The sequence below is a fragment of the Veillonella sp. genome, assembly GCF_032470285.1.
Lineage (GTDB): Bacteria > Bacillota > Negativicutes > Veillonellales > Veillonellaceae > Veillonella.
Genome location: NZ_JAWEKP010000010.1, coordinates 1 through 25,164 on the forward strand (window position 1 = coordinate 1; position 25,164 = coordinate 25,164).

A 25,164-nucleotide genomic window follows, 5' to 3' on the forward strand; every position below is an offset into this window, starting at 1 on the left:
CTGAGCTAATCGTCCATATGTGGTGACCCGTCCGGGAATCGAACCCGGGATACCGCCGTGAAAGGGCGGTGTCTTAACCGCTTGACCAACGGGCCAGAAATGGTGACTCACCCGCGACTCGAACGCGGGACACCCTGATTAAAAGTCAGGTGCTCTGCCAACTGAGCTAGTGAGTCAAGTGGCTCCTCGAGTAGGACTCGAACCTACGACCGATCGGTTAACAGCCGATTGCTCTACCGACTGAGCTATCGAGGAATGTATGGAGCGGGAAACGAGATTCGAACTCGCGACCCCCGCCTTGGCAAGGCGGTGCTCTACCGCTGAGCTATTCCCGCATACAGAACCGATAATTACTATAACATAATTATCAATCTGTCGTCAAGGATGAATTAAGTCCATCCTGACTGCCATATAATAATATCAATTTACACATATAGTGTCAATGGTTTTTCCGTAAAATTCCTTTAAAATATAGCATACAAGAACATCTTTTACCCGAGAAAAGGGGACGTACAATCCCCCTTTAAAATGGATTATTCTTTATCCTTTTGTCTACCTTTACCAGCCCCATCTTCAGCCACGCTAACTTCCGCTTCGATGAATGTTTTCATGTCATTTAGCATATGCATCGATGCATCGATTATAGATAGTCCCATAGTTGATCCTAAGGCTTCATCGATTAACAGATTATAGTGCAAATAAGGCTTTACGCCTAAGAAACGGCACTGCTCCTTATGAATAGGTTCATCATGTATAGGCTCATCATAGACAGCTGATGGGAACACATAGTCCTTAACTAGCGGATTAATGGTAACCGTCGCTAAAATAGCTGCACCAGTTACTACATTATCAAAGACTACAGCCATACGATGGCTAGCAGCCCCCAAGATAAAGGCCGTTAAAAATGCAATATCTAAACCACCCGCTACATGAAGCAAGTTCAATACCGCATCATGGCGCTCGCTTTCACTCAAAGTAGACCAATCATCCACAGCAATATTAAATCGATCTACAAAAGAATGAATATGAGCAGCACGTTGCTCTACTGTGGGTCCATATTCATTATGAACGAGAATATCCTCATACGCACAACCTGTGATCGTCGCCGTCGTTACAAGAGAATCTAAAAAGGCCCTCTCCCCTACGTTACCAATCGCCACCACTTGTAATCCATCAGCATGTAATCTATCTGCATAGGTAAAGCCGAGCTCAAGAGCACGTTCTAATTCCTCACGAGAAATAGCAGGTTCTACGCCAAAGAAATGGGAGCCTTTTCGAATCACCTGTTGTTCAATATTTGCTAAATCTGCAGTATCTTGTTCAAGACCTAGATTCACCACATGTACAACGGCATTTAATTTAGCTGCAGCCCCTTGTGTAGCTGTTGTTCCCTCATTAAAACATTCTATGGCATCATAGCTTTCACTACCATGCTCAGTGTTTTGCGGCCCATCTACCAAGTGATCTGCCGCCACCACAAGCACACCATAGCGCAAATGATTTGGTTTAGAGTTTCTAAGAATCCCTGCAAAACGTTCTGCTATTGTTTCTAACGTAGCAAGGCTATAGATAGGTTTTGTCAGATTATCGATACGCAGACGGCATGCTTCCATGGATGGTACATGCAATGGTTCTATTTTGAAAGTTCTCATGCCTTACCTCCTGTAAGCGCCAAATACATATGAACCGCAAGATCTAGCATCCCCATTTGTATGGATCCACCAGAGGCCTCACCTAAACAAAGGCCTAAATCGACATAGGCTTCAAGCCCTAAATTTTCTAAGGAAGATTTTGCAGCTTTTTCAGCAGATAAATGTGAAGCCATCACATAATCCATTACTTGCGGGACCAACGTTTTAGCTACCAATGCACAGGCCGATGTATTAAATCCATCGATGATAACTAACCCGTGATTTGCTGCGGCGCCTAAGATAACGCCAACGATACAAGCAAATTCAAAGCCACCTACAGAGGATAAAATCCCAATAGCATCGTCTTTAGGAATATCCTTATATTTCTCCAGTACGTCATGAACAATGCGTTGCTTTAATTTAAGTCGCTCATCGGAAATATTTGTTCCTCGTCCCGTGGCCTCTTCCGCTGTAAGTCCTGCAAATTTAGCGGTCATAAGGGCACTAGCTGTCGTATTCGATATGCCCATTTCGCCTACTAAAAATACATTGAAGCCTTCGTCGATTTTCTCTTTTACGAGGCGAATGCCCGTTTCAATGCCTTCAATCGCTTGATCACGCGTCATAGCTGGCTCTTCTACGAAGTTTTTCGTACCCATCCCAAGTTTATGAATACGAAGGCCTGGAACCCAACTCATATCCGCATCAATGCCCATATCGATAACTTCCATTTGAGCTCCACAGTAATTCGCTAAAGAATTAGCGCCAGCCCCCTTAGGAATCAGGTAATTCTGAGTCATCCCAACGGTCGTTTCCTTTGGATACGCACTGACGCCCATATCAGCCACACCGTGATCGGCAGAGGCAATTATCATGCAAGGCTTTGGTACAGTTAACGTCTCTTGATTGGTAGCTGCCCCATATTGGGCCACCATATTTACAAGGCGTCCATATCGTTCCACAGGCGATGCTGTATTCCAGCTATCGATTATATGTCGTTCAATCTCTAGGCTGCGACCTGTAATAGCGCCACAAGTTTCTTGTAACAAACTCATAAAAGCTCCCTTAATCAAATAATATAATTATATTTTAGATATTCTTTCTTTTAGTTATTCTTAATTTGTCCCGTTAAATATGGCAATTTATTGCGAATCTCTCGACTTCGTTCAAGATAACTTTCTAATGCTTGTCCTTCGTCATCTTGTGAAAGTATCGCTTTAACATGCTCAATCTCTGATTCAATTTGTGTAAGGCCTTCAATAACATTATGACGATTACCATAAATAATTTCACGCCACATGGATGGTAGCCCACCAGCCACACGCGTGCAATCGCGGAATCCCCCTGCCGATAGTTTCATGCGCAATTCGCCCAATTCATCGCCACCCGAAACTTGTGTTAGAATAGAAGCCAATAAGTGAGGCATATGACTAACCATCGCAAGATATGCATCGTGAGCATAAATATCGACAAACTCGATACGAGACCCTAAGGCACGACCCATGTCAGCCAATTCTTGAGCCACCTCTTCACTATATACATCAGACGCCTTATCCTCTAGTACAATCCAACCCATTCCTTTAAAAAGATTCTTATGAGATACTTCATACCCACCCTTTTCGGATCCTGCCATAGGATGGACAGATACGAAAACAGTCCCCTTAGGAATTGATTCATAAACGGCTCGTACAAAGTTTTCCTTCGCACTAGATACATCAGTTACGACTTGCCCCGGTCTAAATAGATGAGCCGTTTCAGTAAAAAGCCGTGCGTTTGTATCAGGAGGCAAGGAGAACACAACGATATCTGAGTTCTTAATCAATGGTTCAACTTCAGTCCACGCAGCTTTTACCACACCATCTTGAATGGCCGCATCACAGACCTCTTGACGGCGTGCGTAACCTACTACCTCATAATCTGTATATTCCTTTAGAGCCTTTGCCAAGGATCCACCTAATAAACCTAAGCCAATAATACCTACGGTCTTACTCATATAAACCTACTTTCATAAACTATCTAGGAATGTATACGCTCTCATATAATGCTACATATAATCTATCAAGCTAATCCCTTTTTTGTATGCTTTCATAAAAACCTCAACAATGAATCTCATACAGTGTTTTTATTATAACATGTTCACAACCACATGGGATAAAATTATAAACATATAACATACAAAAAACGTGCCACCCGAAGGTGACACGTTTCTTTAATCTGCATCCTACCTAAGGAGTACGATGCTAATATTATTTAAATTGATTGCAAAGACTATCAAATAATGCTTGGTCAGGTTTTACAACATCTTCAGTCAATGGACGAGGATGTGGACCACCATTTGCAGCAGCCAATGCTTTTTCAAAGGAAGGTTTAGATGTATTTTGATAGATAAGGCCTGTAACCAAGCCATCAGTATCACCCAAGGTTTTAAGCGCTGTTGCACGATCTGTTGGGTCATACCCTTCAGGCAATGCTACTAAATGTTCTTTGAACCAATCGTAACTATTGCGTTTGTTATATGTAACACATGGGCTAAATACATTGATGAAGGAGAAGCCTTCATGATCCATGGCTTGTTGAATCAAATCAACGAGCTCTTTACGATTCACCATATAGCTTTGCGCTACAAATGTAGCACCTGCTGCAATCGCAGTTTCACAAACGGACAATGGAGACTCAAACGCACCATGAGGAGTTGTTTTTGTAACAAAACCGATGTCAGAACGAGGGGATGCTTGACCTTTAGTCAAACCATATACATGGTTATCCATTACTACGTATGTCATGTTTACATTACGTTTGAAAGCATGAATGGTGTGACCCATACCGATAGCAAAGGCATCACCGTCACCGGAAAATGCAATAACTTCAAGGTCTTGGTTAGCAAGTTTAACGCCTTGCGCATAAGGAAGCGCACGGCCATGAGTTGTATGTGCACCATAAGCGTAGAAATAGCCACCGATACGGCTAGAACAACCGATACCGGAAATTACGGCTAATTTTTCTGGTGGAATATTTTTCGCTACTACAGCGTCAGTAATCGCCGCTTGAACCCCATAATGGCCACAGCCTGGACACCAGTTAGGACGAATATCATTTCTGTAATCTTTAGCTGTTGTCATATTATAGGACCTCCTTAATCGCATTTTTCACATAACTTTTTGTGAATGGATTACCATCGTATTTCAAGCAGCTAGAAATCTTATGTTTCTTATGCATGTTGATTTTAAATAAGTTAGCCAATTGACCAGTTTTATTGTGTTCTACGATAACTACTTTTTTCGCAGCATCAAAGAATGGTTGTAATTGCTTTGCTGGGAATGGTTTAATTAAGCGCAATTGTAAGTGGTTAACTTTAACGCCTTCTTGATCGAATTCAGCAACAGCTTCTTCGATAGCACCACGGCTAGAAGCCATACCTACAACGAGTACATCTGCTTCGTCGTATTTAGCATTATTCAAGAATGGTTCATAGTTATCAGCTACAGTTTCCAATTTGCGGAACCGTTTATCAGTTTGCGCTACGTGCATTGTAGGCGCTTCTGCTGGTTTACCTTCTTCATTATGCTCTAAACCTGTGGAAAGGAATAGACCATTTTTCATGCCTGGAATTGTACGCGGAGAAATGCCATCTTCAGTCAATTCAAAGCGTTTGAAGTAGTTAGGTTGTACCAATTCAGGAAGTTCAGCTTCTTTCATCATTTTACCGCGATTAATAGGTACGCGGTTCAAATCGAAGGAAGGAACGGATTGTTTATTCAAACCTTGTTGTAAGTCAGGCATAAAGATAACTGGACATTGATACATTTCTGCCAAGTTGAAAGCTTTTTGAATTTCATAGAAGCATTCTTCGATAGATGTTGGAGAAATTACGATACCAGAGTAGTCGCCATGTGCATTGTAGCAAGCCGCATCAATATCGGATTGTTCAACTTTTGTAGCCATACCAGTGGATGGTCCAGAACGTTGAACGTCGATAACAACCATTGGCAATTCAGCCATAGAAGCCATAGACAAGGATTCTGCCATCAAGGAAAGACCTGGGCCAGAAGTACATGTAAAGCCGCGAACACCTGCGTATACGCCACCCATAGCTGTCATACATGCTGCGATTTCGTCTTCTGTTTGAACAACAGTTGAACCCAACTTATCCATAGTTTTAATCATGTATTCCATAACTTCAGATGCTGGAGTAATAGGATAAGACGCCATAAAGCGGGAACCTGCGGCAATAGCACCAAGAGCACATGCTTCGTTACCTAATAAGAACATTTGATCTTTCTTACCAGGCGCTGGCAATGTATCGATTTCAACATCGCCTAATTTTTCCATTACAAGGCTATGACCATCATCGAAAGCAGCCAAGTTTTTATCAATAATCTCTTGGGATTTCTTTGCAAATTTCTCAGTAATAGCATCTTTAAACATCTTAGTATCAAAGCCAAGAAGCGCTACGGACATCCCAAGTGCTACGATATTACGCATCAACAAAGAGCCTTGTTTCATTGCTGTTTCAGAGATAGGCAAAGATAAGCAATTAATCTTTGTACCTTCAAATTTAGAAAAGTCTGGATTAACTTTGCTATCACAGATGATATATCCACCATCGCGTACTTCGGAACCGTGCATATCAACGGTTTCTTGATCAAGGGAAAGCAAGAAGTCTACCCCTTCACCAATGGACATAATTTGTTCCAATGCTACGCGCAATGCGAATGTAGTATGACCACCTTTGATGCGAGATGCAAATAAACGTTGGCTATACAAAGAGTAGCCTTCTTTAGCAAGGATTGTGGCCATAATTTCGCCGCAACTCTCGATACCTTCACCTTGTTGGCCGCCCATTTTCCAGATAAAATCTTTACGTTTTTGCAAGAGATTCACCCTCCTTAGGATAAAAATTACACTGCTGACAAGAGTCTACCTTACTATGTTAATGTTTTATAGTACGAACCTGTCTTATATCGCCATTGTATCATGTATATTTTAGGTTTACAATGTATCATTTCACATAATAATAGGTATAAATTAAGGTATTATAACTAAAAATTATAAGAGAAAAAGGATACTACTTTTGAAGTAGTATCCTTTTAGTATTTATGCTCAACGTTTTATATTTTCACATCAAAAAAAAGAGTCTATATAAAATTATATAGAATATTTATTCTTGAATCATCTAGAATATTTATTCCGTAATACCTCTTGTTGTCGCTCTTCAGTGAAGAATATTTCTTCTAAACATAAACCTTGAGCAGGTGCAGTTTTCCCTATAGCACGCCGGTCTTTAGCGGCTAAATATCCTTTAATATCCTCAACCTTGCGACGACCAAGACCTATATCTACAAGTAAGCCTGCAATATTGCGGACCATATGATATAAAAAACCATCACCGATCACAGAAATCGTCACCTGTGAACCTCGGGCCTCAACACGAATTCCCATAATTGTCTTTACAGGATCCGCCGGAGTTGAGTTGGTGCCCTTTAGGGTTGTAAAGTCATGCGTACCTACTAGTTCATTACCTGCAGCCTGCATACGAGCAATATTTAAGGGCTTTTTCACATGCCAATGATATCGCTGCGTCAAAGGATCTGCAATGAGCTGATTATGAATCGTATATACATACTCTTTACCGTATATATTCCACCGTGGCTTCCAATCTAGCGGAATTTCTACCGCTTCTAGAACGACTATATCCTTAGGAATATGAGCTATCATAGCACGAGGAATATTTTCTACTGGTATAGTCCCCGACGTTTGAAATGTACAAACTTGAAATTTAGCATGCACCCCTGCATCCGTACGAGAGGCACCATAAATTTGAATGGGTTCATTACAAATACGTGATAAACCATATTCCAAACAACCTTGTACCGTTAAACCCTTATCATTAGGTTGCTTTTGATAACCTGCTAAATCTGTACCATCATAAGCCACTATGATTCGTATATTTCTCATAGGCCAAGCCACCATAATGCAATGAGTATAATCGTAATCAAGACAACAGCACCGACGCCGATATAATCGACATAGGTAACTTGTAATTCTTTCATACGTGTACGATTGACGCCACCTCTATAGCAACGCGCCTCCATAGCGATAGCTAATTCATCGGCCCGTCGAAACGCACTAATAAATAATGGCACTAAAAGAGGCACCATATTTTTAGCCCGTTGAATGATAGAGCCTGTCACAAAGTCTGCACCACGGGCAGATTGTGCTTTCATAATACGATCCGTCTCGTCCAATAAAGTAGGGATGAAACGCAGCGCAATAGTCATCATCATAGCCAGCTCATGAGCAGGAACACCTATGCGACGAAACGGATTGAGCAAGTGCTCGATACCATCAGTTAAGCGAATTGGTGATGTGGTATAGGTCAACAAAGAAGAAAACAAGATTAAGAAGATTAAGCGTGCCGCCATTTGAAGGCCCATTGCCACGCCATGGTCGGTAATATTGATAATCCCCCATTGAAAAATTGGATTGCCTGGTGTCGTAAAAATATGAATCCCCATAGTAAATACGATGATAATCCAAAGCGGTTTGATAGCAGACCACATCAGACGTAACGGCAAACGTGATAACAACATTGCAAAGATGGTAAACCCACCTACAACGCCATATGCCAATGGAGAATTCGCCAAGAATATGGCTACAACGAATATGGTAGTAGCAATAATCTTTGCGCGTGGATCCATGCGATGCAAAAAAGAGTTTCCTGGGAAGTATTGACCAATAGTTATATTATTTAACATGGTTACCTCCTTCGAGAATTGCTTGCACCGCATCATCTACAGATAGTACGCGATTAGACACATCAAGACCTTGTTCGCGCAAATATTCCATGGTAACGGACACTGGCGGTACATCTACACCGACAGCCTGTAATTCATCACGATGATTATTAAAGATGTCCATCGGTTCACCATCGAGAACGATACGCCCTTTATCGAGTACTACAAGACGAGAAGCCATGCGAGAAATATCTTCCATATTGTGAGATACAAGAATTACAGTGATTCCCTTTTCTTTATGAAGTCGAATGATTTCTTCAAAGATTTCTTCCCGTCCAAATGGATCAAGACCAGCAGATGGTTCATCGAGCACGAGAAAATCTGGATCCATAGCCACTACGCCAGCAATAGCCACGCGGCGCATTTGACCGCCAGATAAATGGAAGGGAGAACGTTCTGCATATGTGTCATAATCGAGCCCTACGAACTTCATCGCATCTCGCACACGCTCGTCTACGTCATCAGCACTAAGCCCTAAATTTTTAGGACCAAAGGCGATATCTTGAGCGATGGTTTCTTCAAACAATTGATGCTCTGGATACTGGAATACCATCCCCACCTTATGACGCATTTTTTTAGCTTCCTCTGTGGAGGCGCTAATATCTACACCATTGACAGTAACTGTACCAGTTGTAGGATGTAATAGCCCATTTAGATGTTGTACAAAGGTGGATTTACCGGAACCAGTATGACCGATAACACCTAGAAACTCCCCATTTTCAATGGTAAGTGATACACCACGAAGCGCAGTTTTTTCAAAAGGGGTACCCATGCCGTAGGTATATGTAATATTATCTAACACAATCGCCATTAATGGGTTCCCTCCCCTCTTGGAGCATCTGTTGAGTGTATAGCGGATAATTGCTTGCCTAACTTTGAGCCTTTAAGCCCCTTTGCTAACTCTTCATTATTAATGATACTCTTACCCACTTCATAACCTTTAGCATTCAATTTGAAAGCAATCTCAGAGGCTACCGGTACATCGAGGCCCAGACCTTTTAAGGTATCTACATGGCTAAAAATTTCACGAGGCGTACCATCATGTAATTTCACACCATTTTTCATAACCACAACGCGGTCTGCCGTAACAGCTTCCTCCATGAAGTGCGTAATATATACAATCGTAATGCCCTCTTCCTTATTGAGTTTGTGAACCGTTTCAAGCACTTCCCGGCGACCTTTTGGATCGAGCATCGCTGTTGGTTCATCAAGAACGATGCAATCAGGCTTCATCGCTAATACACCTGCGATAGCAATACGTTGTTTTTGTCCGCCCGATAATAAATGGGGACCATGTTCTCTATATTCAGTCATATTAACAGCGGCTAACGCTGCATCGACACGTTGTCTAATTTCTGCACTAGGAATACCTAAGTTTTCTGGACCAAAGGCAACGTCCTCCTCTACAACGGCCGCTACGATTTGGTTATCAGGATTTTGGAATACCATTCCTACATGTTGGCGAATATTCCAAATATGCGCTTCATCCCGCGTATCAAAGCCACATACATTGATATGACCTTCACTAGGTTGTAATAACACATTAAAATGCTTGGCAAGCGTACTTTTACCACTGCCATTAGTGCCAATGATACAAACAAATTCACCACGCTTAATGGATAGATTCACATCATCCAAGGCACGTACATCATTGCCGTTTTCATCAGTATAAATATGACTCATATGATTGACCTCAATCATAATGTCTTGTTCATTCATGGATAACCTCATATCTTTCTAGTCAATTTCGTTTCTATGAAAGTAGAACCATTTGCATCATCTATCATACTCATGTTGTGCATAATCCCCATATTTCAATTTATCCTATTTAATAGAACTTGAATTTAATAATGTCTTAGATATTATGCAAAAGGTTGACAATACATATTCATCCTTTACGATAACTGCTAACATATTACGATATTATACTAGTCGATTGTACCATAAAATTGACAATAAAAAAACGGTGCTGCAACATAAGTTACAACACCGTATGAGTTTGATTAAACTAACTCGATAATAGCCAAAGGTGCAGCGTCACCTTTGCGAAGACCAGTTTTGATTACACGAGTGTAACCACCTTGACGGTCTGCATATTTTGGAGCAATTGTATCAAACAATTTTTTTACTACACTTTCATCCATGAGGTATGCAAGAACTTGGCGACGTGCATGAAGATCACCACGTTTAGCCAAAGTTACCATTTGATCAGCTAAAGAACGAAGTTCTTTCGCTTTAGCTTCAGTCGTTTCAATACGCTCATATTGGAAGAAAGATGTTAACATGCTACGGAACAACGCTTTACGAGCGGAGCTGTCGCGGCCTAATTTTCTGTACATTCGTCTTCCTCCTTATTCGCCTTTTTGTTTAAGTTGAAAACCACCTGGATGATTATTGAGTTTTTCCTCAATTTCATCGATAGATTTTTTACCTAAGTTGCGAACTTTTCCTAAGTCATCAATGGTTTTGTCTAGCAAGTCTGCAATTGTATTAATGCCAGCACGTTTCAAGCAGTTATACGCACGAACAGAGAGTTCCAACTCATCGATGGAAATCTTTGCTGGGCCGTCATCTACAGCTGGTTCTTCATTATCGGAACCTACTGGATCTATAACGATACCGCCTTCACCAGTGTTTACATCTACAACATCTGCAGAATGCGCTAATTTAGTGAAGTTCCCTAAATAACCAATCATAATGGCAGCAGATTTTGCCACTGCATCAGCAGCAGTAATGGAGCCATCAGTCCAAACTTCTAATGTAAGTTTGTCGAAGTCCATTTCATTGCCTACACGAACATCACTCACTTCGTATTTAGCACGAAGAATTGGAGAGAAGATGGAATCGATTGGAATACAACCAATAACATCAGTATCTTTTTTATTCTTCGTTGAAGGAACATAGCCTTTACCTCGTTCGATTACTACGTCCATTACGAGATGAGCTGTCTCATCCATTGTCGCAATCACGAGTTCAGGATTCAATACTTCTACCTCTGGTGGGAATTGTTCAGCCAAATCAGCAGCTGTCAATATTCCATCCTTTTGGAAGTCAAAATGAACTTCCAAAGGTAATTGTGCTTCTTCTTCAACTTTGATGCACAATTGCTTTAAGTTAAGGATGATATCCGTAACGTCTTCGCGAATACCAGGAATAGTAGAGAATTCATGAAGAACTCCATCAATTTTGATAGAGGTGATAGCTGCCCCATCCAAGGATGAAAGCAAAATTCTGCGTAAGCTATTACCGAGAGTGATACCATAACCACGATCTAATGGTTCACATACGAACTTACCATAACGACCGCCATCGGCGATGTCCACTTTCTCGATTTTAAGTTTCTTTTCTTCGCTCATCAGGAACATCCTCCTATATAACACACGTTCATAGTTAATTATAGCACCGTATCATATCGGTCGCTATAAATTATACACGACGGCGTTTTGGAGGGCGACAACCATTGTGAGGAATTGGAGTTACGTCTTTAATGGAAGTAACTTCAAGACCTGCAGCTTGTAAAGCACGGATTGCAGCTTCACGGCCGGATCCAGGACCTTTTACGAATACTTCAACAGTGCGAAGGCCATGTTCCATTGCAGCTTTAGCAGCTTGTTCAGCAGCCATTTGAGCAGCAAATGGAGTGGATTTACGAGAACCACGGAAGCCCAAGCCACCAGCGGAAGCCCAAGACAACGCATTACCGTTTGTATCTGTCAAAGTTACGATAGTGTTATTGAATGTAGAACGAATATGAGCCGCACCGGATTCAATATGTTTCTTTTCTTTTCTTTTAGTTCTAACAACTTTTTTAGCCACGCTTTATCCCTCCTTTATCTTATTTCTTTTTACCAGCAATTGCTTTTCTAGGACCTTTGCGAGTACGTGCATTCGTTTTAGTACGTTGACCACGAAGTGGTAAACCCATACGATGACGTTTGCCTCGATAGGAGTTGATTTCAATTAAGCGTTTAATGTTAAGAGCTTCTTCACGACGAAGGTCACCTTCTACTTTGTAATCAGCATCTAACAATTCACGGATTTTCGCTACTTCATCTTCAGAAAGATCGCGAACGCGTGTGTCAGGATTGATGCCAGTTTTAGCAATAATTTCAGATGCTAAAGTCGGACCAATACCATAAATATAAGTTAAACCAATTTCCACTCGTTTATCACGAGGTAAATCTACACCGGCGATACGTGCCATCTAATCATCCACCTCCTATCAGATTATCCTTGTTTTTGTTTATGTTTTGGATTTTCGCAAATAACCATTACACGGCCTTTGCGTTTAATGATTTTACATTTTTCGCATATCTTTTTAACTGATGGTTGAACCTTCATTAGTACCTCCTTTGTGGACCCTATGCTTATTTAAAGCGATAGGTGATGCGACCACGATTTAAGTCATACGGTGTCAGTTCCATAGTAACTTTATCACCAGGAAGAATACGGATAAAATTCATACGCATTTTACCTGACACATGAGCCAATACGATATGACCATTTTCCAATTCAACTTGGAACATGGCATTCGGTAATGCCTCAACGACCGTACCTTCCACCTCAATAACGTCTTCTTTTGACATATCTTTTCCTCCGGTTACCTGTTTATTTAATTAACCGCGGTTCTTCCCGCATAGTTAATATTTCAGGGCCGTTTTCTGTAACAACCACTGTATGTTCGAAATGAGCAGCAGGTTTACCATCTACTGTAACTGCTGTCCAGTCATCCCCTAATACACGAACACGATGTGTCCCTAGAGTTATCATCGGTTCAATACACAATACCATACCTGGTTTCATAAGAGGTCCTTGATCAGGACTACCATAGTTTGGTATTTGCGGATCTTCATGCATTTCGCGGCCTAAACCATGACCTACGAAGTCGCGTACGACACCGTAACCATGTTTCTCACAATACGTTTGAACAGCGTGACCGATAGCACCAATACGGTTACCGACTTTCACTTGTTCAATTCCCTTGAACAGACTTTCCTCTGTAACTTTTAACAATTTCATCACATCGGGTTTGACGTGACCAATAGGAATCGTCACAGCCGAATCGCCGTGATATCCATCAATAGATGATACGAGATCAATACTGAGGACATCACCGTTTTTAAGCTTACGCTTAGCGCTCGGAATACCATGAACGACTTCTTCGTTAATAGAAGCACAGATTGTAGCGGGGAATCCATAGTACCCTTTACAACTTGGTATACCACCGTGGCTGCGAATATATTCTTCGGCAATTGTATCTAACTCAAGCGTCGTGATGCCAGGTTTAGCCTTTTTTACTAACAAGGACAACGTGTCTGCTGTAAGCTTACTTGCCTTGCGGATACATTCAATCTCATGGGGCGATTTTAAAATAATCATAGATTATTTCTCCAACGCCTTAATGATGTCAGCAAATACTGCGTCTACATCTTGTAAACCATTGATTTCTTGATACAATCCGCTATTGCGATAGTAATCAATTAATGGTTTAGTAGATTCTTCGTACACAGCTAGACGTTTCTGTACTGTTTCAGGGTTATCATCAGCACGATTTTCTAGAACAGCTCGTTCGCTAATACGTTTAACCAATTCCTCGGAAGGAACGTTTAAGTTAAGTACAGCGTCCAAAGAAATTCCTAATTCTTTAAGGATTGCATCCAAAGATACAGCTTGCGCTGTAGTTCTTGGGAATCCATCAAGAATAAATCCAGATTTGCAGTCATCTTTCACCAAGCGATCACGTACGATACCAACAGTTACACTGTCTGGTACCAATTGACCAGCATCGATGTATTTCTTAGCCTCAACTCCAAGAGGTGTTTCGTTCTTAATCGCAGCGCGGAACATATCACCTGTTGAAATTTGGGGAATACCGTATTTTTCAATAAGTCGAGCTGCCTGAGTGCCTTTACCAGCACCAGGAGGTCCCATTAATAGAATATACATATTGTTTCCCTCCTATTTCACAAAGCCTTTATAGTGGCGTGTTACCATGAGCGACTCAATTTGTTGCATTGTATCAAGTGCTACACCTACAACGATGAGAAGAGCCGTACCACCAAAGTATACGCCTTGGACGCCGGTTATACTACCGAGGAAATTCGGTATAATAGCAACGACAGCTAAGAATACAGCGCCAGCCAAAGTGATCTTGGTCATCACGTTATCCACATAATCAGCAGTTGGTTTACCCGCACGAATACCTGGGATAAAACCACCGTATTTTTTCATATTATCTGCCATATCTGTAATGTTGATAGAGATTGCAGTATAGAAATACGTAAAGATAAAGATCAATATCGCATACAATGCCGTTTGTAACGGCGTCCCCCATGTAAATAAATCAGCCACTTTATGAACAAATTCATTGTCAATAAATTGTGCAATTGTTACAGGGAACATCAACACAGATGACGCAAAGATAATTGGGATTACACCTGCCTGATTGACTTTCAACGGCAAGAATGTAGAGTGACCACCGTACATTTTACGCCCTACTACGCGTTTTGCGTATTGGATAGGAATGCGACGTTGGCCTTGTGTAACTGCCACTACGACAGCGATCATCGCAAGTGCAATTACAGCAAATAAGAATGCTTGGAACATGTTAATGGTTCCGTTTTGGATATATTGATAAATAGTTTCGAGACCATCTGGCAATCGAGCTACGATACCAGCAAAGATGATCAAGGAAATACCATTACCTATACCATATGCTGTGATTTGCTCACCAATCCACATCAACAAACATGTGCCTGCTGTGAGGATGATGGCCACAACGAATACGCTAAGGAAATCATTATTTACCAAAGCGTTATTTGCTCTAAGAGCAAATGCCATACCAGCGGCTTGTACAAAGCCAAGGACTACGGTGCCATAACGAGTTACCTTCGCTATTTTCTTACGCCCGTCTTCACCATCTTTACTCCATGCTTCAAACTGAGGAACTACAGACTGAAGCAGTTGCATGATGATGGAAGCATTAATGTAAGGGGTAATACTCATCGCAAAGATAGAGAACTTACTTAGCGCACCACCAGCAAACAAGTCTAATAGACCAAATAGGTTACCGGATGTAAACAAGGATTCAATAACAGATGCATCTACACCTGGTACTGGGATGTGAATGCCGGCTCTAAACACAGCAAACATCATCAATGTGTACAAGATCTTGTTACGTAACTCAGTAATCTTAAAGATGTTCGAGAGGCTATCTAGCACCCTAGATCACCTCAACTTTTCCGCCTGCTGCTGTGATTTTTTCTTCAGCAGCTTTAGTGAAGCCATTAGCGATAACAGTCAAGTTTTTAGTTTCTAATGTACCGTTACCTAAAATACGAATACCATCGCGTACATTTTTCAAAATGCCCGCTTCAATAAGAGCTACTGGATCAACTGTTGCACCATCTTCAAAGCGATTTAATTGTGCTACGTTAACTTCAGCATATTGTTTAGCAAAAACGCTGTTGTTGAAACCGCGTTTTGGTAAACGACGATAAAGAGGCATTTGGCCGCCTTCAAAACCGGAGCGAACGCCACCGCCAGAACGGGAGTTTTGACCTTTTTGACCACGACCAGATGTTTTACCCAAGCCAGAACCTAAACCACGGCCTACACGAGTACGAGTTTTTTTAGAACCAGCTGCTGGTTGTAATTCATGAAGTTTCATTCAGTGCACCTCCTTATCAGTATTAAACTTCTTCAACTTTTACTAAATGTCTAACTTTATGAAGCATACCTTCGATTTGAGGTGTTACTTCTTTTACGACTTGAGAATTAGTTTTTTTCAAGCCCAAAGCTTTAACTGTCGCGCGTTGATCTTCAGGACGACCGATTAAGCTTCTTGTTAATGTTACTTTAACTTGTGCCATTTCTTGTCTCCTTATTACGCGTTATAGATTTCTTCAACAGTTTTACCACGAAGCTCAGCAACTTCGCTAGCGCGTTTCAAATCTTTCAAACCTTCAATTGTAGCGCGAACCATATTGTTAGGGTTAGAAGAACCCAAAGATTTAGTCAAGATGTTACGAACACCTACTAATTCCAATACGGCACGAACAGGGCCACCAGCGATAACGCCAGTACCTTCAGCAGCTGGTTTCAAGAATACGCGGCCTGCACCGAATACACCTGTTACGCTGTGAGGGATTGTACCATTTTTAATAGCTACGTTTACAATATTTTTCTTAGCATCATCGATACCTTTGCGAATTGCTTCTGGTACTTCCGCTGCTTTACCTAAGCCAACGCCTACATAACCGTTGCCATCACCAACAACTACAAGAGCGCTGAAGGAAAAACGACGACCGCCTTTAACTACTTTGGCTACGCGGTTGATGAATACTACTCTTTCTTTAAGATCAAGACTGGTGTAGTCAATTCTCGCCATGTCTATAGTTCCTCCTTCTTAGAATTTTAAGCCTGCTTCACGAGCACCTTCTGCAAGGGCTGCTACGCGGCCGTGGTAAATGTAACCACCACGGTCAAACACTACAGTGTCAATGCCTTTAGCGATAGCTTTTTTAGCAACTGCTTCACCAACAGCTTTAGCAGCAGCTACGTTACCACCATAGGATAAGTTCAAATCTTTATCTAAAGAGCTAGCAGCAACCAAAGTTGTACCTGCTACGTCATCGATTACTTGTGCGTAAATGTTGCTCAAAGAACGGTAAACGTTCAAACGTGGGCAAGTTGCCGTACCAGAGATGTGACGGCGAATACGAAGATGACGTTTTGCTCGAGCGATATTTCTACTAGATTTACGAGGCAAGATATTCACTCCTTTCATTCATATAGATGATATTACTATTTACCTTTTGCACCAGCTTTACCAGCTTTGCGACGAACAACTTCGCCTTCATAGCGGATACCTTTACCTTTGTAAGGTTCAGGTTTTCTCCATTTACGGATATCAGCTGCTACTGCACCTACAACTTCTTTGTCTGCACCAGACACAACGATTTTGTTAGGGGCTGGAACGTCGATTGTAATACCAGCTGGAGCTTCCATTTCTACTGGATGAGAGAAGCCAAGTGTAAGAGCTAATTTATTGCCTTGTTTAGCCGCTCTGTAACCAACACCGTTGATTTCAAGAGTTTTTGTAAATCCTTCAGATACGCCTGTTACCATATTAGCAACAAGAGCGCGAGTCAAACCGTGAAGGGAACGATGGTTTTTATCGTCGGAAGGACGAGTTACTGTGATTGTGTTACCTTCTACAGTGATATTCATATCTGGATGCAAATCGCGAGATAATTCACCTTTAGGGCCTTTTACGTTCATATGATGGTTATCATATGTAACAGTAACGCCTGCAGGGATCTCGATAGGCATTCTACCGATACGTGACATTATTTCTACCTCCTATTGCTACTATTACCAAACGTATGCGATTACTTCGCCACCAAGACCTTCTTTACGAGCTTGTTTGTCGCTCATAACGCCTTTGGACGTAGAAATAACTGCGATACCCAAACCACCAAGTACACGAGGAAGTTCTTCCTTTTTCGCGTAAACACGTAAACCTGGTTTGGAAATACGTTTAATTCCTGTAATAACTTTCTCGTTATTGGAACCATATTTCAAAGTTACTTTTAAAGTGTTTTCTTCTTTTTCAACGTTCTTCACAAAGCCTTCTTGTAAAAGGATGTCAAGAACGGCTGCTTTCATTCTAGATGCAGGAATGTTTACCGTTTCATGAAGTGCAGCGTTTGCATTACGGATGCGCGTAAGCATATCCGCGATAGGATCGGTCATTACCATAATCTAAAAACCTCCTCTCGTCTAATATTACCAGCTGGCTTTTTTAACACCAGGAATTTGTCCTTTGTACGCCAATTCACGGAACGCAATACGGCTGATACCGAATTTACGCATATAGCCGTGAGGACGACCAGTTAAGTTGCAACGGTTGTGCAAGCGTGTTGGGGATGCATTTGCTGGTAATTTGGATAAGCCTTCATAATCACCTGCTGCTTTTAACGCTTCACGTTTAGCTGCATATTTTTCAACGATTTTAGCGCGTTTCTTTTCGCGTTCAATCATAGATTTTTTAGCCATCTATATGTTCCTCCTATTATTTTTCAAAAGGCATACCGAATTGAGTCAACAATTCACGAGCTTCTTCATCTGTCTTAGCACTTGTTACAATAATGATGTCCATACCAGTAACACGTTCTACCTGATCATATTCGATTTCAGGGAAGATGAGCTGTTCTTTAAGACCCAAAGCGTAGTTACCACGGCCATCGAATGCATTAGCGCTGATACCGCGGAAGTCACGTACACGAGGTAATGCCGCATTGATCAATCTATCAAGGAATTCATACATGCGTTCGCCACGAAGAGTAACTTTTGTACCCAACGCCATGCCTTCACGAACTTTGAAGTTCGCAATGGATTTTTTAGCTTTTGTGATGACAGGTTTTTGACCAGCAATGATAGTCAAGTCATTAACTGCTGCTTCCAATGCTTTTGCATTGCCTACTGCATCACCTACGCCGATGTTGATAACGATTTTTTCCAATTTAGGAATTTCCATTACATTGCCGTATTGGAATTTTTCTTGCATACTCTTTTTGATTTCAGAGTTGTATTGTTCAAACAAACGAGACATTTATGTAGCTCCTCCTTTCCTGATTATTTAAGTACTGTACCGGATTTAACAGTAGCGCGAACGAATTTACCGTCCTTACCTTCTACCTTTTTGATACGAGTAGCTGTTTTAGTTTCTGGGTCGACAACCATTACGTTAGAAACATGAATGCCAGCTTCTTTAGTAACGATGCCGCCTTGTGGGTTAGCTTGGGAAGGTTTTGTGTGACGTTTTACAGTGTTAACGCCTTCAACAAATACGCGTTCTTTTTTAGGTTCAGTTGCGATAACTGTACCTTGCTTACCTTTATCTTTACCGGAGATAACAACAACTGTATCGCCTTTTTTGATTTGTAGCTTAGCCATATGCTGCGTTCCTCCTTCTTATAATACTTCTGGAGCCAAAGAAACGATTTTCATGAAGTCTTTTTCACGAAGTTCTCTAGCTACAGGTCCAAAGATACGAGTACCACGAGGGGTCTTGTCATCTTTAATAACTACTGCTGCGTTTTCATCGAAACGAATATAGGAACCGTCTTGACGGCGGATACCTTTCTTAGAACGAACAATAACAGCTTTAACTACGTCGCCTTTCTTGACAACGCCACCGGGTGATGCATCTTTTACAGAAGCAACGATTACGTCACCGATATTGCCGAATTTGCGATAAGAACCGCCCATGACTTGGATGCACATAATACGTTTAGCACCAGTGTTGTCGGCAACATTCAAAATTGTTTGTTGCTGGATCATCGTCTATTCCTCCTTACATCACTCTTATTTTTGTCTTTCAAGAATTTCAACAACTCTCCAACATTTATCTTTAGAAAGTGGACGAGTTTCTACAATTTTAACTGTATCGCCAATTTGACACTCATTATTTTCATCATGAGCTTTGAAGCGTTTTGTGCTAACCATTGGCTTGTTATATAATGCGTGAGGTACTTTACGTTCAACAGCAACAACAACAGTTTTGTCCATTTTGTCGCTAACAACTTTACCTACGCGGACTTTACGTACGTTTCTTTCTTCTGCCACGATTTTAAGCCTCCTTTTCAAACTTTAACAAATCTGTTATTATGCGTTTTCAGATTTAAGTTCAACTTCACGTTGTACAGTTTTAATACGAGCGATTGTCTTCTTAACTTCACGAATGCGCATAGGATTTTCTAATTGACCTGTTGCAAGCTGAAAACGGAGGTTAAATAACTCTTCCTTAAGACCGGAAACTTTTTGTTCCATTTCGGCAGCGCTCATATTGCGAATGTCATTAACCTTCATTTACGTCACCACCCAATTCTTTACCCTTAACAACAAATTTGCATTTGATTGGAAGTTTATGGCTTGCAAGACGCATAGCTTCACGAGCTGTAGCTTCTGGCACACCGTCCATTTCAAACATTACACGACCTGGTTTAACCACTGCTACCCAGTATTCAGGAGAACCTTTACCGGAACCCATACGAGTACCAGCTGGTTTAGCTGTGATTGGTTTGTCAGGGAAAATTTTAATCCATACTTTACCACCACGTTTGATATAACGAGTCATAGCAATACGGGCAGCTTCGATTTGACGGTTAGTGATCCAAGATGGTTCGCATGCTACCAAGCCGAACTCACCATGAGACACTGTATTACCGCGCATAGCACGACCTTTCATACGGCCGCGGAATTGCTTACGATGTTTTACGCGCTTTGGAATAAGCATTACTTGCCACCTTCTTCCTTCTTAGCAGGTGCTTGTTTTGCTTCTGGCAAAACTTCACCTTTGTAAATCCATACTTTAATGCCGATACAACCATATGTTGTATGGGCTTCAGCAGTACCGTAGTCGATGTCTGCACGAAGTGTATGCAAAGGAATAGAACCTTCACGATAGGATTCGCTACGAGCGATTTCAGCACCGCCAAGACGACCGCTTACCATGATTTTAATACCTTTTGCACCTAAGCGCATTGTACGACCTACAGCTTGTTTCATTGCACGACGGAAGCCGATACGACGTTCCAATTGGCCCGCAATGTTTTCAGCAACTAATGTTGCATCCATGTCTGCTTGTTTAATTTCTGCAATGTTAACGTCCACTTGTTTATCAGTGAAACGAGTCATTGCTTTTTTGATATCTTCGATACCAGCACCACCACGACCGATAACCATACCTGGTTTCGCAGTGTGGATAGTCAATTTAATACGTTTATTTGTACGCTCGATTTCAATGCGGGAAATACCAGCAATGAAAAGGGTTTCTTTCAAGAAGTTACGAATTTTTACGTCTTCATGAAGATTAGCAGCGAAATCTTTATCTGCATACCATTTTGCGTCCCAATCTTTTACGATACCGACACGCAAACCGTGTGGATTAACTTTTTGACCCACTCTGTTTCCCTCCTTCTTAAGCTCTTTCTTTAACTACTACTGTTACGTGGCTAGTACGTTTCAAAATTTTGAAAGCTTGACCACGGGAACGAGGATGAATGCGTTTTAATGTAGGGCCTTGATCAACGAAGATCTCGGATACGTAAAGATTGTCAACATTCATATCGAAATTATGTTCAGCGTTTGCGATTGCAGAACGCATAACTTTTTCTACTACATCAGCGCCAACTTTCGGAGTGAACTTCAAGATGGCAAATGCTTCGCCGATGTTTTTACCGCGCACTAAATCTGCAACGATACGGATTTTACGAGGCGCGATTCGGATATGTCTAGCGATTGCTTTTGCTTCCATGTATTATTTCCTCCTATTTTTTGCCTGTAGATTTTTCGTCCTTACCATGACCTCTATAAGTACGTGTAGGAGCGAACTCACCTAATTTATGACCTACCATATCTTCTGTAATGAATACAGGTACATGTTTGCGACCATCATGCACAGCAATTGTGTGGCCTACAAAACTTGGGATAATAGTAGAGGCACGGGACCAGGTTTTTACAACTTTCTTTTCGTTAGTTTCGTTTAAAGCTTCAACTTTCTTAAGCAAATGATCTGCTACGAAAGGGCCTTTTTTAATAGATCTGGACACTATTTTATCTCCTTTCCTTTATCCTATTTTGTACGACGTTTAATGATTAAGCTGTTAGAAGCTTTTTTCTTGTCGCGAGTTTTAACACCATGTGCTGGTTTGCCCCAAGGTGTAACAGGATGTTTACGACCAACAGGAGATTTACCTTCACCACCACCATGTGGATGGTCACAAGGGTTCATTACAACACCACGGTTGCCAGGGCGAACACCCATCCAACGATGACGACCAGCTTTACCGATTACAAGGTTGCTGTGGTCAGCGTTACCAACAACACCAATTGTTGCACGGCACTCTTGACGAACACGACGCATTTCACCAGATGGTAAACGAAGAATAGCGTAGCCATTATCTTTACCCATCAATTGAGCAGATGTACCAGCGGAACGAACGATTTGACCACCTTTACCGATTTTCAATTCGATATTGTGGATTTGTGTACCGTCTGGAATATTAGCCAATGGTAAGCAGTTACCAGGTTTAATATCAGACTCAGGACCGGAGAATACAACGTCACCAACTTTTAGACCGTTAGGAGCTAAAATGTAGCGTTTTTCACCATCAGCGTAGTTAAGCAAAGCGATACGAGAAGAACGGTTAGGATCATACTCAATTGTTGCTACTTTAGCTGGAATATTATCTTTAGTACGTTTGAAGTCAATAATACGGTATTGACGTTTGTGACCGCCACCTTGGTGACGAACTGTCATTTTACCAGTATTGTTACGACCACCTTTTTGAGAAATCTTAGCGAGCAAGGATTTTTCTGGTTTGCTTGCTGTGATTTCGTCGAAGGCGGATACTGTCATAAACCGGCGACCAGCGGAGTACGGTTTAAATGATTTAATTGCCATTAGTGGGCCTCCTTACAACTAGACTCTTAGACACCTTCAAAGAATTCAATGGATTCGCCAGCTTTTAAGGTTACGATAGCTTTTTTATAATCGCTACGTTTACCTTGTGTACGACCCATGCGTTTAGTCTTACCTAAAACACGAATAGTAGCTACTTTTTCTACTTTTACATTGAAGATTTTTTCAACTGCTTGACGGATTTGCACTTTATTTGCAGTCAAAGGCACACGGAAAGTGTATTTGCCTTCTTCCATAAGCATAGTGGATTTTTCGGTAATAACCGGGCGGATTAGTACATCATGTAATTGCATTATCCGAGCACCTCCTCGATTTTTGCGACAGCGCCTTTAGTAATGAAGAGCTTATCGTAATGAAGAAGATCGAAAATGTTCATACCTTCGCAAGCCAAAGCTTTAACACCTTGGATATTACGAGCGGAACGTTCAACATTTACATCACCTTCAGTGATGAACAATACTTTTGCATCACCAACGTTGAAGCTGTTAATAATGTTCAACACTTCTTTTGTTTTAGGAGCTGCTAATGTGATTTCTTCCAAAACGTATAATTCGCTATTATTCACTTTATCGCTAAGAGCAGATTTAACTGCTAAACGTCTAGCCTTACGAGGCATAGCTTTGTAATAGCTGCGAGGTTGTGGACCAAATGTAGTACCACCACCGATCCAGATTGGGGAACGGCTGGAGCCTGCACGAGCACGGCCAGTACCTTTTTGTTTCCAAGGTTTGCGGCCACCGCCACGAACCATACCTCTAGTTTTTGTTGCATGTGTGCCGAGACGTTCGTTAGACAATTGACGAACTACGGCTTGATGCATTACGGCTTCGTTAACTTCAACGCCGAATACTGCATCGTTTAACTGTATTTCACCGACTTTAACGCCGGATTGATTATATGTTGCTACTGTAGGCATTACATAATCCTCCTTTCGACAAATGATTATTTAACAGGTTTAACCGTGTTGCGAACCATAACCAAGCTACCTTTAGCGCCTGGGATACCACCTTTAACCAATAAAAGGTTACGTTCAGCATCAACTTTCACAACGGATAAGCGTTGTACGGTAACTCTGTAACCACCCATTTGTCCAGGGAGTTTTTTACCTTTGTATACCTTACCGCCGCCACCGGAGATCATAGGACCGATGGAACCAGGTTCACGGTGAGATTTAGAACCATGAGTTTCAGGACCACGGGAGAAGTTATGGCGTTTAATTGTGCCAGCAAAACCCTTACCTTTACCTGTACCCACTACGTCCACCAATTCACCTTCTGCGAAGATATCAGCTGCCAGAGTTTGGCCTACTGTGTAGTCAGCTGCATTAGCTACGCGAACTTCGCGAAGATATTTCACTGGAGCTACGCCAGCTTTGTCGAACTGACCTTTTACAGGTTTTGTTAAATGTTTTTCTTTAATGGAACCGTAACCAATTTGTACTGCTTCGTAGCCGTCTGTTTCTACAGTCTTTACGCGCACTACAACGCTTGGGGTAGTTTCCACTACTGTTACAGGAACTAATTGGCCTTCAGCTGTGAAGACTTGTGTCATTCCTAATTTTTTACCCAAAATAGCTTTAGACATTATCGCACCTCCTTATAGTTTTATTTCAATAGATACACCAGCTGGTAAATCTAAACGAGTGATAGCATCTACTGTTTTCGAATTTGGTTCAAGAATATCGATTAAGCGTTTATGTGTACGCATTTCGAATTGTTCACGAGAATCTTTGTTTACGTGTACAGAACGAAGAATTGTGAAGATATTCTTTTCTGTTGGCAATGGAATCGGACCAGATACCATAGCGCCATTTCTTTTTGCAGTGTCTACGATCTTAGCAGCGCTTTGATCGAGAGCTTTGTGGTCGTATGCCTTAAGGCGAATACGGATTTTTTGCTGTTTAGCCATTATTAATAATTCCTCCTGTCGTCCATTTCGTGAATGGGCTGCTCCATAGAAATTCTCCTCCGCAGAGGCAACCTTCTACTTCATAGTTTAAAAACACAACACGAGAGCGGCATTATCTGCCGCTCTGAGTGCTGCATGTATTGTGCTCAACGCATTCTACGATGAGCATAAAAGGTTAAATTAACCTTCGATTTCTGTTACTACGCCAGCGCCTACTGTATGGCCACCTTCGCGGATCGCGAAGCGAAGACCTTCTTCGATAGCGATTGGAGTAATCAATTCGATTTCCATTGTTACGTTATCGCCAGGCATACACATTTCTACACCTTCAGGAAGGTTTACA

General features: G+C 41.5%; 39 protein-coding genes, 4 tRNA genes and 1 pseudogene. All 44 read right to left on the bottom strand.

The features are described from left to right. Positions 1–20 precede the first annotated feature (20 nt). A tRNA-Glu gene (locus E7B10_RS09055) sits at positions 21–95 on the bottom strand. A 5-nt stretch (positions 96–100) separates the two neighbouring features. Beyond that, positions 101–176 (bottom strand) — tRNA-Lys (locus E7B10_RS09060). A 3-nt stretch (positions 177–179) separates the two neighbouring features. Continuing rightward, a tRNA-Asn gene (locus E7B10_RS09065) sits at positions 180–255 on the bottom strand. Between the two features lie 5 nt (positions 256–260). Further along, positions 261–335, bottom strand: a tRNA-Gly gene (locus tag E7B10_RS09070). Between the two features lie 198 nt (positions 336–533). After that, the gene (locus E7B10_RS09075; RefSeq protein WP_316055610.1) at positions 534–1,652 is read right to left on the bottom strand and encodes a nicotinate-nucleotide--dimethylbenzimidazole phosphoribosyltransferase; all 1,119 of its coding nucleotides are present in this window, start codon (positions 1,650–1,652) and stop codon (positions 534–536) included. Continuing rightward, the gene (locus E7B10_RS09080; protein WP_316055611.1) at positions 1,649–2,686 is read right to left on the bottom strand and encodes a nicotinate-nucleotide--dimethylbenzimidazole phosphoribosyltransferase; all 1,038 of its coding nucleotides are present in this window, start codon (positions 2,684–2,686) and stop codon (positions 1,649–1,651) included. Before E7B10_RS09080 ends, E7B10_RS09075 begins: the two co-directional genes overlap by 4 nt. Positions 2,687–2,736: 50 nt before the next feature. Continuing rightward, positions 2,737–3,624 carry a prephenate dehydrogenase/arogenate dehydrogenase family protein gene (locus E7B10_RS09085; protein WP_024061092.1) on the bottom strand — a complete coding sequence of 296 codons (888 nt, stop codon included), beginning with the start codon at positions 3,622–3,624 and terminating at the stop codon, positions 2,737–2,739. A 253-nt stretch (positions 3,625–3,877) separates the two neighbouring features. Further along, the gene (locus E7B10_RS09090) at positions 3,878–4,750 is read right to left on the bottom strand and encodes a 2-oxoacid:ferredoxin oxidoreductase subunit beta (protein WP_004698097.1); all 873 of its coding nucleotides are present in this window, start codon (positions 4,748–4,750) and stop codon (positions 3,878–3,880) included. Between the two features lies 1 nt (position 4,751). Then, complete coding sequence (locus tag E7B10_RS09095; protein ID WP_004698101.1) at positions 4,752–6,503, bottom strand: 2-oxoacid:acceptor oxidoreductase subunit alpha; 1,752 nt, start codon at positions 6,501–6,503, stop codon at positions 4,752–4,754. Positions 6,504–6,800: 297 nt separating this feature from the next. Next, complete coding sequence (gene truA, locus E7B10_RS09100; RefSeq protein WP_128114234.1) at positions 6,801–7,586, bottom strand: tRNA pseudouridine(38-40) synthase TruA; 786 nt, start codon at positions 7,584–7,586, stop codon at positions 6,801–6,803. Continuing rightward, complete coding sequence (locus E7B10_RS09105) at positions 7,583–8,386, bottom strand: energy-coupling factor transporter transmembrane protein EcfT (RefSeq protein WP_021148511.1); 804 nt, start codon at positions 8,384–8,386, stop codon at positions 7,583–7,585. The genes truA and E7B10_RS09105 overlap by 4 nt, the downstream gene beginning before the upstream one ends. Next, on the bottom strand, positions 8,376–9,236 hold the full coding sequence (locus E7B10_RS09110) for an energy-coupling factor transporter ATPase (RefSeq protein WP_004695160.1): 861 nt from the start codon (positions 9,234–9,236) through the stop codon (positions 8,376–8,378). Before E7B10_RS09110 ends, E7B10_RS09105 begins: the two co-directional genes overlap by 11 nt. Then, positions 9,236–10,144 (bottom strand): energy-coupling factor transporter ATPase, encoded by a 909-nt coding sequence (locus tag E7B10_RS09115; RefSeq protein WP_004695158.1) that lies wholly within the window; start codon positions 10,142–10,144, stop codon positions 9,236–9,238. The genes E7B10_RS09110 and E7B10_RS09115 overlap by 1 nt, the downstream gene beginning before the upstream one ends. 284 nt (positions 10,145–10,428) lie before the next feature. Continuing rightward, positions 10,429–10,764, bottom strand: a complete 336-nt coding sequence (rplQ, locus tag E7B10_RS09120; protein ID WP_004695155.1) for a 50S ribosomal protein L17 — start codon at positions 10,762–10,764, stop codon at positions 10,429–10,431. Between the two features lie 12 nt (positions 10,765–10,776). Then, positions 10,777–11,781: a DNA-directed RNA polymerase subunit alpha gene (locus E7B10_RS09125; protein ID WP_004695153.1), complete on the bottom strand. Its 1,005-nt coding sequence runs from the start codon at positions 11,779–11,781 to the stop codon at positions 10,777–10,779. 70 nt (positions 11,782–11,851) lie between these two features. After that, a complete protein-coding gene (gene rpsK / locus E7B10_RS09130) occupies positions 11,852–12,241 on the bottom strand; it encodes a 30S ribosomal protein S11 (RefSeq protein ID WP_004695151.1) in 390 nt (129 codons plus the stop codon). A gap of 19 nt (positions 12,242–12,260) precedes the next feature. Further along, positions 12,261–12,629, bottom strand: a complete 369-nt coding sequence (gene rpsM, locus E7B10_RS09135; protein ID WP_004695149.1) for a 30S ribosomal protein S13 — start codon at positions 12,627–12,629, stop codon at positions 12,261–12,263. A 23-nt stretch (positions 12,630–12,652) separates the two neighbouring features. Beyond that, positions 12,653–12,766, bottom strand: coding sequence for a 50S ribosomal protein L36 (rpmJ, locus tag E7B10_RS09140; protein WP_004695148.1), 114 nt, complete (start codon positions 12,764–12,766; stop codon positions 12,653–12,655). A 26-nt stretch (positions 12,767–12,792) separates the two neighbouring features. Further along, positions 12,793–13,011, bottom strand: coding sequence for a translation initiation factor IF-1 (gene infA / locus E7B10_RS09145; RefSeq protein ID WP_004695147.1), 219 nt, complete (start codon positions 13,009–13,011; stop codon positions 12,793–12,795). 22 nt (positions 13,012–13,033) lie between these two features. Then, positions 13,034–13,804, bottom strand: a complete 771-nt coding sequence (gene map, locus E7B10_RS09150) for a type I methionyl aminopeptidase (protein ID WP_004695146.1) — start codon at positions 13,802–13,804, stop codon at positions 13,034–13,036. A gap of 3 nt (positions 13,805–13,807) precedes the next feature. Beyond that, positions 13,808–14,371: an adenylate kinase gene (locus tag E7B10_RS09155; RefSeq protein WP_004695145.1), complete on the bottom strand. Its 564-nt coding sequence runs from the start codon at positions 14,369–14,371 to the stop codon at positions 13,808–13,810. Positions 14,372–14,383: 12 nt separating this feature from the next. Continuing rightward, complete coding sequence (gene secY / locus E7B10_RS09160; protein ID WP_012864761.1) at positions 14,384–15,646, bottom strand: preprotein translocase subunit SecY; 1,263 nt, start codon at positions 15,644–15,646, stop codon at positions 14,384–14,386. Between the two features lies 1 nt (position 15,647). Beyond that, positions 15,648–16,094 (bottom strand): 50S ribosomal protein L15, encoded by a 447-nt coding sequence (gene rplO, locus E7B10_RS09165; RefSeq protein WP_004695141.1) that lies wholly within the window; start codon positions 16,092–16,094, stop codon positions 15,648–15,650. Positions 16,095–16,116: 22 nt separating this feature from the next. Then, complete coding sequence (gene rpmD, locus E7B10_RS09170) at positions 16,117–16,296, bottom strand: 50S ribosomal protein L30 (protein WP_004695138.1); 180 nt, start codon at positions 16,294–16,296, stop codon at positions 16,117–16,119. A 14-nt stretch (positions 16,297–16,310) separates the two neighbouring features. Continuing rightward, the gene (gene rpsE, locus E7B10_RS09175) at positions 16,311–16,814 is read right to left on the bottom strand and encodes a 30S ribosomal protein S5 (RefSeq protein ID WP_004695136.1); all 504 of its coding nucleotides are present in this window, start codon (positions 16,812–16,814) and stop codon (positions 16,311–16,313) included. 18 nt (positions 16,815–16,832) lie between these two features. Next, a complete protein-coding gene (rplR, locus tag E7B10_RS09180) occupies positions 16,833–17,213 on the bottom strand; it encodes a 50S ribosomal protein L18 (protein WP_005385510.1) in 381 nt (126 codons plus the stop codon). A gap of 17 nt (positions 17,214–17,230) precedes the next feature. Next, positions 17,231–17,776 carry a 50S ribosomal protein L6 gene (gene rplF, locus E7B10_RS09185; protein ID WP_004695131.1) on the bottom strand — a complete coding sequence of 182 codons (546 nt, stop codon included), beginning with the start codon at positions 17,774–17,776 and terminating at the stop codon, positions 17,231–17,233. 24 nt (positions 17,777–17,800) lie between these two features. Continuing rightward, positions 17,801–18,187, bottom strand: coding sequence for a 30S ribosomal protein S8 (gene rpsH / locus E7B10_RS09190; RefSeq protein ID WP_004695128.1), 387 nt, complete (start codon positions 18,185–18,187; stop codon positions 17,801–17,803). A 27-nt stretch (positions 18,188–18,214) separates the two neighbouring features. Then, positions 18,215–18,484, bottom strand: a complete 270-nt coding sequence (rpsN, locus tag E7B10_RS09195) for a 30S ribosomal protein S14 (protein WP_004695122.1) — start codon at positions 18,482–18,484, stop codon at positions 18,215–18,217. Positions 18,485–18,500: 16 nt separating this feature from the next. Next, complete coding sequence (gene rplE / locus E7B10_RS09200) at positions 18,501–19,040, bottom strand: 50S ribosomal protein L5 (RefSeq protein ID WP_316055612.1); 540 nt, start codon at positions 19,038–19,040, stop codon at positions 18,501–18,503. 23 nt (positions 19,041–19,063) lie between these two features. Continuing rightward, positions 19,064–19,384 (bottom strand): 50S ribosomal protein L24, encoded by a 321-nt coding sequence (rplX, locus tag E7B10_RS09205; RefSeq protein WP_004695118.1) that lies wholly within the window; start codon positions 19,382–19,384, stop codon positions 19,064–19,066. A gap of 18 nt (positions 19,385–19,402) precedes the next feature. Further along, positions 19,403–19,771 (bottom strand): 50S ribosomal protein L14, encoded by a 369-nt coding sequence (rplN, locus tag E7B10_RS09210; RefSeq protein WP_004695117.1) that lies wholly within the window; start codon positions 19,769–19,771, stop codon positions 19,403–19,405. Positions 19,772–19,795: 24 nt separating this feature from the next. Next, entirely contained in the window at positions 19,796–20,056 is a 261-nt protein-coding gene (gene rpsQ, locus E7B10_RS09215; protein ID WP_004695116.1) for a 30S ribosomal protein S17, read from the bottom strand. A gap of 39 nt (positions 20,057–20,095) precedes the next feature. Then, positions 20,096–20,299 (bottom strand): 50S ribosomal protein L29, encoded by a 204-nt coding sequence (gene rpmC, locus E7B10_RS09220; protein ID WP_004695115.1) that lies wholly within the window; start codon positions 20,297–20,299, stop codon positions 20,096–20,098. Continuing rightward, a complete protein-coding gene (gene rplP / locus E7B10_RS09225) occupies positions 20,289–20,726 on the bottom strand; it encodes a 50S ribosomal protein L16 (protein ID WP_004695114.1) in 438 nt (145 codons plus the stop codon). Before rplP ends, rpmC begins: the two co-directional genes overlap by 11 nt. Continuing rightward, the gene (gene rpsC / locus E7B10_RS09230) at positions 20,726–21,394 is read right to left on the bottom strand and encodes a 30S ribosomal protein S3 (protein ID WP_004695113.1); all 669 of its coding nucleotides are present in this window, start codon (positions 21,392–21,394) and stop codon (positions 20,726–20,728) included. Before rpsC ends, rplP begins: the two co-directional genes overlap by 1 nt. A gap of 16 nt (positions 21,395–21,410) precedes the next feature. Continuing rightward, a complete protein-coding gene (rplV, locus tag E7B10_RS09235) occupies positions 21,411–21,746 on the bottom strand; it encodes a 50S ribosomal protein L22 (protein ID WP_004695112.1) in 336 nt (111 codons plus the stop codon). Between the two features lie 13 nt (positions 21,747–21,759). Then, positions 21,760–22,041, bottom strand: a complete 282-nt coding sequence (gene rpsS / locus E7B10_RS09240) for a 30S ribosomal protein S19 (RefSeq protein WP_004695110.1) — start codon at positions 22,039–22,041, stop codon at positions 21,760–21,762. A gap of 23 nt (positions 22,042–22,064) precedes the next feature. Then, a complete protein-coding gene (rplB, locus tag E7B10_RS09245; protein ID WP_004695109.1) occupies positions 22,065–22,895 on the bottom strand; it encodes a 50S ribosomal protein L2 in 831 nt (276 codons plus the stop codon). Between the two features lie 26 nt (positions 22,896–22,921). Then, positions 22,922–23,206: a 50S ribosomal protein L23 gene (rplW, locus tag E7B10_RS09250; protein ID WP_004695108.1), complete on the bottom strand. Its 285-nt coding sequence runs from the start codon at positions 23,204–23,206 to the stop codon at positions 22,922–22,924. Then, positions 23,206–23,829: a 50S ribosomal protein L4 gene (gene rplD, locus E7B10_RS09255; protein WP_004695105.1), complete on the bottom strand. Its 624-nt coding sequence runs from the start codon at positions 23,827–23,829 to the stop codon at positions 23,206–23,208. The genes rplW and rplD overlap by 1 nt, the downstream gene beginning before the upstream one ends. A gap of 26 nt (positions 23,830–23,855) precedes the next feature. After that, complete coding sequence (rplC, locus tag E7B10_RS09260) at positions 23,856–24,497, bottom strand: 50S ribosomal protein L3 (protein ID WP_004695102.1); 642 nt, start codon at positions 24,495–24,497, stop codon at positions 23,856–23,858. Positions 24,498–24,509: 12 nt separating this feature from the next. After that, entirely contained in the window at positions 24,510–24,821 is a 312-nt protein-coding gene (rpsJ, locus tag E7B10_RS09265) for a 30S ribosomal protein S10 (RefSeq protein WP_004695100.1), read from the bottom strand. A 180-nt stretch (positions 24,822–25,001) separates the two neighbouring features. Then, positions 25,002–25,164 (bottom strand): annotated as a pseudogene (tuf, locus tag E7B10_RS09270) (elongation factor Tu); the annotation flags it as partial.